The 1,031-nt window shown below is 17.8% G+C and carries 1 protein-coding gene; it reads right to left on the bottom strand.

Annotated elements, in window-relative coordinates:
* Window positions 1-42: 42 nt before the first annotated feature.
* Window positions 43-459 (bottom strand): hypothetical protein, encoded by a 417-nt coding sequence (locus GBZ86_RS16200; RefSeq protein WP_152892377.1) that lies wholly within the window; start codon window positions 457-459, stop codon window positions 43-45.
* Between the last annotated feature and the right edge of the window lie 572 nt (window positions 460-1,031).

Raw genomic sequence — 1,031 nt, forward strand, 5'->3', positions numbered from 1 at the left:
ATGAAAAATCTTTTTTTAAAATTATTCATAATATACAATTACCTATTCTATTATATTTATTATCCATTTATTGCATCCTAAACATTTATAAATTTGTATTACAAATGGTACTAAAATTCCATTAGTTTTTTTAATTAACTTTTCTAATAAAGATATAGAATTTTCATCTTTTTTTAATTTTCTTAAAAATTCATCTTTAATATTTAAAGGCAATAATTCTATAGCTTCATTGATAGTATAAAAATTATCTTCTTTATCAATAACTCCTACTAATTCAGCTAAAAAATTAGTTTTTGTTTTTCCACAACAATCATTTAAATCAACGCATTCAATTTTTTCTAATTTCATTTCACTTTGAAAATCTTGAATTAAAGGAATTATATCTTCAAATTCAAAAATATTATCTTGAAATTCCTCTTGATAAAAATCAATTTCATTTATTTCAAATAATTTATTCATAAAAAATCACCTCATATATAATAATTAATTCTTAATAATCATTTTACTAATTTTTCTTTTCAAAGTAAATTTTTATTTTTTATAATGTAACAAAACTTATTTAATAATCATATTATATAATATAATTATTAAATTTAAAGGAGTGACAATGAATAAAATTAAAAGAAATAATATATTTATTTCATTACCTTCTATATTAATGATTTTTTTATATTTTTTTATATGCACACAAAATTTCATTTCACAAAAAACTCTTTTACTTATATGCTTATTTATTGTTATTCCTTTATATTTTTTTTCTATTGGACTCATAGGCGCCTTATTAAAAATTCATTTACTAATACTAATTCTTAAACCATTTTTTTGTTTTCAACTTTTTGCTTTTTTATGCTCAATTCCATTACATAGAGCATTATGCTATTTATTAATATATATTTTTATTGAATTTACAAGTTATTTTCTTTTTTCTAATTTAAAGTAATTTTTAATAATCTTTTTGCATATTATTAATTAATAAACCTTTCCTCTCCCATATATATATATAAGGAGTAATGAACTATTTTCATTACTCC

This window comes from Clostridium tarantellae (genome assembly GCF_009295725.1).
Classification (GTDB): domain Bacteria; phylum Bacillota; class Clostridia; order Clostridiales; family Clostridiaceae; genus Sarcina; species Sarcina tarantellae.

Excerpts from the sequence above, each read along its gene's own strand:
- GBZ86_RS16200 (WP_152892377.1), bottom strand. The coding sequence starts at position 459 with ATGAATAAATTATTTGAAATAAATGAAATTGATTTTTATCAAGAGGAA.